Source organism: Micromonospora sp. ZG13 (assembly GCF_059359355.1).
Map to the genome: position 1 here is coordinate 84,283 of NZ_JCADBQ010000022.1, position 7,892 is coordinate 92,174.

Sequence of the window (7,892 nt, forward strand, 5' to 3'; positions counted from 1 at the left end):
TTGCCGCCCGGCTCAGTTGGGGCGCAGCGTCCAGACCACGGTCATCTCGCCGGTCGGCTTGCCCTCCTCGGTGGCGATCTCGACGCGTACCGGAAATTCCGGCCGCCGCCCGGCCTCCAGCTCCGCAACCACCTCGGCCACCGCGCGCCCCAGCCGGGCGGTCGCGCGGACCGGACCCTTGGCGAGCTTGCGGTACGCGATGTCGGCGCGCACCGCCAGGGGCGTGGCCCGGTCGAGCAGGTGCCCGAACGCGACGAGCACCACCGCGCCGGAGGCCGTCTCACCCAGGGTGAACATGGCCCCGGCGTGCGGCCCGCCGACGTGGTTGTGGGTGGCCGGCGAATCGGGGAGCCGGACAACGGCCCGAACCCCACCGTCGGCCTCGGGGGCCACCTCGACGAATTCGAAACCGAGCGTACGGGCGAAGGGCACCGCGTCGAGCAAGCCGGCGGCCACCTGGCGCGAGTCGATGGTCATGAACCGACGTTACTAGTCGGTAACTTTTCCGGCAAGGACCGCCCCCGTCAGCGCCAGCCCACGTCGATCCGGTCGCCGCGCTCGTCGAAGAAGTGCAGCGCGTCCATGCGTACGGAGACGGCCAGCGGGTGGCCGGCGGAGACCCCTGGGTACGGCGCGAGCCGGACCGCCAGCTCGGCCGGGCGCCGGTGGTGCCGGCCCGGATCGTTGAGCACGCTGGTGCGGGTCACACCGGTCGGCGCGGCCGCCTCCTCCGCCGCGCGCCCGGCCAGCCGCTGCAAGGCCTGCCCGAAGCGGCGCCGGCCGCGCTGGGTGGCGGGTGCGTCGGCCCTGGCGCCCATCTCGTCCACCACGATGGCGGTGGCCCCGACGTCGAGGAAGGCGAGCGACTCGTGCCCGTGGTGCTCCAGGTAGCGGATCCGGCCGTGCAGCACGGCGCCCTGGGCGTCCGGCGCCACCGGGGTGAGCGCCTCGGCCCGCATCCCGACGACGATCCGTTCCCCGTGGTAGTGCGCGACGGCCCGGCTGCGGATGTCGTCCCACGGCAGGTGCAGCGCCTGCTCGCCGAGGGTGAGGGTGACGTAGCGGTCGAGATGGACGTAGACCGAGGCCTCCAGCAGGTTCATCCGCGGGCTGCCCAGGAACGCGGCCACGTAGAGGGTGGCCGGGCGCCCGTACACCTGGGTGGGGGTGCCGACGTCCTGCAGGACGCCCTTGCGCATGATGGCGACCCGGTCGGCCATGGTCAGCGCCTCGGCCTGGTCGTGGGTGACGTAGATGGTGGTGACGCCCAGCTCCCGGGTCAGGCCCGAGATCTCCGCCCGCAGCTCGGCGCGCAGCCCGCTGTCGAGGTTGGACAGCGGCTCGTCCATCAGGAACAGGCCCGGGCGGCGCACGATCGCCCGGCCCATCGCGACCCGCTGGCGCTGCCCGCCGGAGAGCTGGCTGGGCTTGCGGCCGAGCACGTCGCCGATGCCGAGCGCGCTGGCCACGTCGGTGACCCGCTCGTCGCGCGGCTCGGGCTCCAACCCGGCCAGCTTGAGCGGGAAGGCGATGTTGTCGCCGACGGTCATGTGCGGGTAGAGCGCGAAGTCCTGGAAGACCATCGCGATCTTCCGGTCGCGCGGCGGCAGGTCGTTGGCCAGCTCGCCGTCGAGCATGACCGCGCCCGACGTCGGGTCCTCCAGCCCGGCCACCATCCTCAGCACGGTGGACTTGCCGCAGCCCGACGGACCGAGCAGCACCATGAACTCGCCGTCCTCGACGTCGAGATTGACCTTGTCGACAGCCAGCGTGCCGTCCCTGAACACCTTCGTGACGTCCTTGAGCGCGACGGTTGTCACCGTTCCCTCCCCCCAGCTCGTCGGGCGAACCCCGATTGACTGTGACGAGGATCATCCGTTTCGCCCATCGGGTAAACGTGCCATGTTCGGCTTGTGACGGCCCCGTGACGCCCACCCGCCGGGACGACGCCCCGCGCTCACCGCTCGCCGAGGAAGACCCGGCGGACGACCCGCTCGGCGGCGTAGCCGTCGTCGAGCGCGCAGAACCGGGCCCGGAACCGCTGCCGGGCCTTGCGCGCCGCCTCCGCGTCGACCCCGCCGGCGCGGAACAGGTCGAGCAGGTCGTCGAAGCTGGCGACCACCGCGCCCGGTGGCTCCGCGGTCACGTCGAAGTAGACGCCCCGGGCCAGCCGGTACGCCTCCCAGTCGGGGGCGTAGACCACGATCGGCCGGTCCAGCACGGCGTAGTCGAACATCGCCGAGGAGTAGTCCGTGATCAGCACGTCCGCCACGAGGTAGAGGTCCTCCACGTGCGGATGGCCGCTGACGTCGCGTACCCGGTCGCGCTCCGCCGGGCGGCGGGTGGGGCGGTCCCGGTCGTGGAAGTAGTGGCTGCGCATCAGCAGCCGGCCGGCCGGGCCGAGCACGTCGAGCAGCCGCTCGGGGTCGAACGGCGGCCGGTAGCCGGGCAGGTGCTCCCGGTGCGTCGGGGCGTACAGGACGACCTGCTCGCCGGGCCCGAGGCCGAACCCGGCCCGCAGCCGCAGCACCTCCTCGGCGGTCGCGGTGACCAGCCGGTCGTTGCGCGGATAGCCGACCTCCAGCGTGGTGTACGCGGCCGGGTACGCGCGCTCCCACATCTGGCTGGAGAAGCTGTTCGCGCTGATGCTGTAGTCCCAGCGGTCCACCCGGCGCAGCAGCCCGGCGAAGTCCATCCCGACCGCGCCGACGGGGTACCGCTGCTGGTCGAGCCCCATCACCTTCACCGGCGTGCCGTGGTGGGTCTGCACGTGCACGGTGCCCGGCCGCTTGCGGACGAAGTCCGGGAAGTTGACGTTGTTGACGAGCCAGCGCGCCCGCGCCAGCGCCCGGTAGTACGCGCGCGTCCCGGCGACCACGTACGCGACGCCCTCCGGCACGGTGTGTACGCGGTCGCGCCGGACGATCCACACCCCGCGCACCTGCGGCGCCAGCCGGCGGGCCGCCTCGAAGATCGCGGCCGGGTTGTCCGCGTACCCCCGGTACCAGTAGGCCGCGTAGACGGCCAGCGTCGGGTCGACCGGCCGACGCAGCTCGGCCCGGTAGTACTCGCGCAGCAGGGTGTCCCGGGCCACCCGGGCCGCGCGCCGGGCCGGAGGCGCCACCCGCCGCTTCGTGCCCCGCGCGGTACGCCGGGCGGCGTCGCGCGCCCGGTAGGCGGCGCGCAGCGCGCTGAACGTACGCCAGCGGCCGGCGGCCACCAGCCGGTGCTTGAGCCCCTCGGCACCGGCCGGCGTCGGGTAGCCGCCCGGCGGCAGCCAGCGCGCGTGGTCGGCGGTGATCTGGGCGAAGAAGGCCGGGCGCAGCGCGGGGGCGATCCGCTCCCCGTTGCCGAGCACGGTCAGGTAGTGCCAGATCATCCGCTCGAACAGCGCGGGGCGCAGGTCGTCGACGTCCGCTCCGCCGGCGTCCAACAGCCGGAACACCCGGTGCCACTGGTCGAAGACCTCGAAGTGCCGCTCGCCCCTGGTCCGGGTGATCGCCCCGGTGCGGCGCTGCCGGTAGTTCACGCAGACCCGGTCCAGCACGCCGATCCGCTCGGCGGCCAGCAGCACCGGGTAGCTGAACGAGACGTCCTCGTACCAGCCGGGGGCGAAGCGCAGGCCCTGCTCCAGCAGGAACCGCCGGCGGACCAGCCGGTTCCAGGCGGTGTGCAGCAGCCGCAGCGTCTCGGGCCGGTCCCGCAGCCGGAAGGTCTGCTCGCCGGGCGGCTCCGGGAAGACCTCCGCCATCGCGCTGCGGCTGGTGGCGTTGTTCCAGTGGGTCCGGACGTGGTCGACCAGGAGCACGTCCGGGCGGGTCGCGCGCAGGCGCCCGGCCACCTCGGTCAGGCAGTCCGGCGCGAGCCAGTCGTCGCCGTCGACGAACCAGACGTACTCGCCGGTGGCCCGGTCCAGCCCGACGTTGCGGGCCGGACCGAGCCCGACGTTCTCCGTCAGCCGGACGGCGTGCACCCGCGGGTCGCGGGCCGCGTACTCGGCGAGGAGTTCGCCGCTGTCGTCCGGTGAGCAGTCGTCGACGCCGATCACCTCGATGTCGGCGACCGGCTGGTCGAGGATGGAGTCCAGGCACTCGCGCAGGTAGCCCTGCACCCGGTAGGCCGGCACGACGAAGCTGATCAGTGTCATCGGCCGGCCCCCTCCGTCAGCCCGGCGAGCGACCTCCCGCGCCGACCAGGCCCACCGACGCCCGCGCGGCGCGGGCGGGCAGGACCACCCAGGCGAGGGCGACACTCCCCACAAAAACCACGAGAAGGTACGTACCGAGTGTAGCCATCCCGATACCCGCAAAACCGACGATCGCCGCCAGGGCCAGCAGCACCGAACGGCCCTCCCAGCCCAGCGTGACGCCATGCAGCGGCGGGGCCGACTGCCGCTTCTCCAGCCGCGCGGTCAGGTCGTAGTGGTGCAGGGTCAGCACGAAGACGTACCCGAAGATCAACCACGGTGGCACGCCGCCGACCACCCCGACCGCGATGGCGAACAGGTACTCGCCCGCCCGCAGCGCGGCCGGCACCAGCCAGTCCAGCGGCCCGTTGTGCGCCGCGCCGGCGCCGAGACCGGCGGCCAGCAGCACCACCAGCGCGGCCGGCACCGCCCACCGCAGGCCCTCCGCCCCCGCGCCGTCGCGAGCCAGCAGCGCCGCCACCAGCAGCGCCGCCGGGCCCAGCGCCGCGCCGACCGCCAGCGTCAGCGGGCCCACCGGGCGGAGCACCGGCAGGACCCGGGCCAGCGGCCCGTCGTCGCGGTGCAGGGTGGCGTCGACCGTGTCCAGCACCGGCACCCACATCCAGCGGGCCCGCAGCGTGCGCAGCGCCCCGGTGTACGCGAACGCCAGCACCCCCCAGGCCAGCACCGCGTACAGGCTGACCAGCGGGCCGAACAGCGCCACGGTGATCGCGATCAGCGCCCACCGCTCCCCGATCGGGAAGACCACCGTCCGCTTCAGCCAGTACGACACCGAGCCCGTGTCGGCCTGCACCCGGTTGGAGGCGGCGTTCAGCTTGTCGCCGATGCCACCGCCGGAGGTGCCGACCGCCTTCGGCCGGCGGGCCGCCTCGTCGTGCAGCACGCCGTACCAGGTGTCGGTCATGTGCCGGACGGTCTGGAGGGTGATCGCGGCGATCGCCAGCGCCCAGCCGTACCGGAAACCGGCCTGGGTGGCCCCGTAGCCGAGGCCGGCGTAGACCACGTACTCCTTGGCCCGGTCGGCCATGGTGTCCAGCCAGCCGCCCCAGGCGCTGAAGTGCCGCGTGTAGCGGGCGAGCTGGCCGTCCACGCAGTCGAGCACGAAGCCGAGGTAGAGCAGCACCGCACCGGCGACGAGCGCCAGCCGGCCGCCCGTGCCGAAGAGCACGGCGGCGGCCACCGCGAAGGCCACCGAGATCATCGTGACGGCGGTGGGGCCGAGCCCGAGCTTCGCCGACGCCTTCGTCACATACGGCGACCAGGTGCTGACGAAGAACGTGGTGAAGAAGTCGTCGCGCTCCTTCACCGAGAGCTTCAGCTCGGCCCGGTCCTCGTCGACGGCGGCCACGGCCGCCTCCGCGGCGGCCAGCCCCGACGGGTCGGCCACCCGGTGCGCGACGAGCAGGCGTACGCGTTGGGCGAAGGTCAGCGTGCCGAGCCCGGTAAGACCCGCGAAGAGCCGGTCCACGGCGGGCCCGGCCGGCGCGGCGGCCGACGGTGCGCCGGCGGGGACCACCCCGGCGGCGACCGCGCGCGCGGCGGCGGCGAGCGACGGCAGGTCGTCGACGCCGACCCGCAGCGCGCCGCCGAAGACGCCGGTGGCCTCGCCGTCCAACGCCTCCGGCGGCCCGGCGCCGACCACCTGGCCGCGCTCCTCGCGCACGGCCGTGCCGCCCTCGCCGGGCGGGTCGGTGAGCACCAGCGCCACCGTCGGCCCGACGGGGCTGGTGGCCAGGTGCCGCAGGACGGCGGTGTGCGCGACCAGGTCGGCGCCGGTCACGAGCACCGGTCCGGTGGCCGCGTCGGCCAGGGCGGCCAACTCGTCCAGGTCGGCGACGTGGCGCACCTCGTCCGCCCCGGCGCGCCGGAGCTGGTCGGCCAGCCGGTCGGCGAGGGGCTCGCCCGAGCGGGTCGGCAGGCTCGCGGCCGGGGCGTCGGCGGCGAGCACGATCGCGAGCGTCACCGCGGAACCGCGGCGTGGTACGCGTGCAGCGCCTCGGCGATCGTGCCGTCGACGCTCAGCCGGCCCCCGTCGAGGTACAACCCCCGACGGCAGAACCGGGTCAGGTCCTTTTCGTTGTGTGACACCAGCACCAGAGTGCGCCCCTCCCCGAGCAGACGGTCGATCGTCGCATAACACTTCTTGCGGAACTCCTCGTCCCCGACCGCGGTCACCTCGTCCATGAGCAGGATCGGGTGCGGCAGGTGCGAGATGATGGCGAAGCCGAGGCGGACCTTCATGCCGGACGAGTAGTGCCGCACCGACGTGTCGACGGCCCGCTCCACCTGCTCACCGGCGAACGAGACGATGTCGTCGAAGTGCCGGCGCAGGTAGCCCGACGGCAGCCCGTGCAGGCCGCCGACCAGGTAGAGGTTCTCCCGCCCGGTCAGGTCACTGGAGAACCCGGCGGAGAGCTCCAGCAGCGGCGCGACGTCCCCGCGTACCCGGATCCGGCCCTCGTCGGGGATGAGTACGCCGGCGATCAGCCGCAGCAGCGTGCTCTTGCCCGTGCCGTTGCGCCCGACCACCCCGACGGTCTCCCCGGCGCCCACCGAGAACGACACGTCCCGCAGCGGCCAGAACCGGCCGTCGTCGGCACCGTGCCGCCCCCGGTGGATGAACAGCTCCCGCAGCCGCAACTGCCGCCGCCGGTTGCGGACGAACCGGATGCCGAGCCGGTCCGCCTCGATGATCGCCTCGGCCATCCCTACAGTTCCTTGAGCAGGGCGGGTTCGAGCCGACGGAACGACCACCAGCCGGCGACCAGCACCAGCAGGCTGACGCCGACGGCGGTCGCGAGCAGCCGGGCGTCCGGGAACTCGTCGGGGTACCAGACCGCGTGGTGCAGCTGGAAGATGCCGACCAGCGGGTTCAACTCGTACGCGGCCTTCAGCCAGCCGGGCAGGTCGGCGTCGCGTACGAGGCTCAGCGGATAGATGATCGGGGTGGCGTAGAAGAGCACCCGGACGACCAGCCGCATGAAGCGCTCGACGTCGCGCATCAGCACGTTGACCGCCGAGAGCAGCAGGGCCAGCCCGACCAGCAGGACGCCCTGCACCGCCACCGCCAGCGGCAGGGCCAGCAGCGACCAGCCCGGCTCGACCCGCCCGGACGCGGCGTACCCGACGGCGACGGCGACGAGGATCGGCAGGCCGGCGGCGTACTCGGCGAAACGGCCGGCGACCCGGCCGATGGGGAAGACCTGCCGGGGCAGGTTCATCGTCGTGATCAGCCGGGCCTGACCGGTCAGCGCGTTGGTGGCCTCGCTCAGCGCCGAGCTGGTCCACATCCAGGCGAAGATCCCGGTGAGCAGGAACAGCGGGTACGAGTCGGCCGCGTCGCCGAGGTGGCGGTTGGTGTCCCGCGAGTAGAGGACGCCGAAGACGAACCAGTAGATCGCTCCCAGGCCGAGGGGCTCGATCAGCGACCAGAGGTACCCGAGCACGGACTGCTGGTACTTCACGGCGAGGTCGCGCCTGACGAGGATGCGCAGCGAGGTGCGGTGCGACCACAACGCCGCGACGCCAGAGGTCACCGCCGCCTCCCGCCTCACCGGACGGACGACAGGCTAGCAGTCGATGAACGAACGCCCCCTCAGCACTCGATCACGTTGACGGCCAGTCCGCCGCGCGCCGTCTCCTTGTACTTGACCTTCATGTCCGCGCCGGTCTCGCGCATGGTCTT

Annotated in this window: 6 protein-coding genes; all 6 read right to left on the minus strand. The window is 73.5% G+C overall.

What is annotated here, in order from left to right; translation table 11 throughout:
• Positions 1-12: 12 nt before the first annotated feature.
• Positions 13-477, minus strand: coding sequence for a DUF4442 domain-containing protein (locus AC5L34_RS28070; RefSeq protein ID WP_494827693.1), 465 nt, complete (start codon positions 475-477; stop codon positions 13-15).
• A gap of 47 nt (positions 478-524) precedes the next feature.
• A complete protein-coding gene (locus AC5L34_RS28075; RefSeq protein ID WP_441174635.1) occupies positions 525-1,820 on the minus strand; it encodes an ABC transporter ATP-binding protein in 1,296 nt (431 codons plus the stop codon).
• A 137-nt stretch (positions 1,821-1,957) separates the two neighbouring features.
• Positions 1,958-4,147: a bifunctional glycosyltransferase/CDP-glycerol:glycerophosphate glycerophosphotransferase gene (locus tag AC5L34_RS28080; RefSeq protein WP_494827694.1), complete on the minus strand. Its 2,190-nt coding sequence runs from the start codon at positions 4,145-4,147 to the stop codon at positions 1,958-1,960.
• 16 nt (positions 4,148-4,163) lie between these two features.
• Complete coding sequence (locus AC5L34_RS28085; protein ID WP_441174638.1) at positions 4,164-6,170, minus strand: DUF5941 domain-containing protein; 2,007 nt, start codon at positions 6,168-6,170, stop codon at positions 4,164-4,166.
• Positions 6,167-6,913, minus strand: a complete 747-nt coding sequence (locus AC5L34_RS28090; RefSeq protein ID WP_441174640.1) for an ABC transporter ATP-binding protein — start codon at positions 6,911-6,913, stop codon at positions 6,167-6,169. Before AC5L34_RS28090 ends, AC5L34_RS28085 begins: the two co-directional genes overlap by 4 nt.
• A gap of 2 nt (positions 6,914-6,915) precedes the next feature.
• On the minus strand, positions 6,916-7,743 hold the full coding sequence (locus tag AC5L34_RS28095; protein WP_441174642.1) for an ABC transporter permease: 828 nt from the start codon (positions 7,741-7,743) through the stop codon (positions 6,916-6,918).
• Between the last annotated feature and the right edge of the window lie 149 nt (positions 7,744-7,892).